Raw genomic sequence first — 250 nt, 5'->3', positions numbered from 1 at the left:
AGCCGAGGCGATCTGGGGAGTGGCAAAGGAAGAATGATAGCCGCCCCGGATCGCCTTGGTGCCCTGCACCTGATTGACGACGCCGTTGCTGCTGGTGCACGCCAGCATCTGGCTTGCGAACTGCTAGGGCTCAGTGAACGTACCGTACAGCGCTGGCGGCACACCCCAAAAGATAAGCGGCCAGATACCATTCATCCAGAGCCTGCCAATAAGCTCAGCGAGGAAGAGCGAGCAGTCTTATTGACTACCG

General features: G+C 58.8%; 1 protein-coding gene. It reads left to right on the top strand.

Features of this window, described 5'->3' with window-relative positions; genetic code table 11:
* Window positions 1-33: 33 nt before the first annotated feature.
* The coding region (locus ACO0K9_RS28185) for a helix-turn-helix domain-containing protein (protein ID WP_422990725.1) at window positions 34-250 on the top strand (217 nt) is incomplete at its 3' end.

This window comes from Undibacterium sp. Ji50W (assembly GCF_049340445.1).
In the GTDB taxonomy this organism is placed as follows: domain Bacteria; phylum Pseudomonadota; class Gammaproteobacteria; order Burkholderiales; family Burkholderiaceae_D; genus Undibacterium.
The sequence above is the reverse complement of the archived record's forward strand: the minus strand, read 5'-3'. Positions and strand labels throughout refer to the sequence as shown.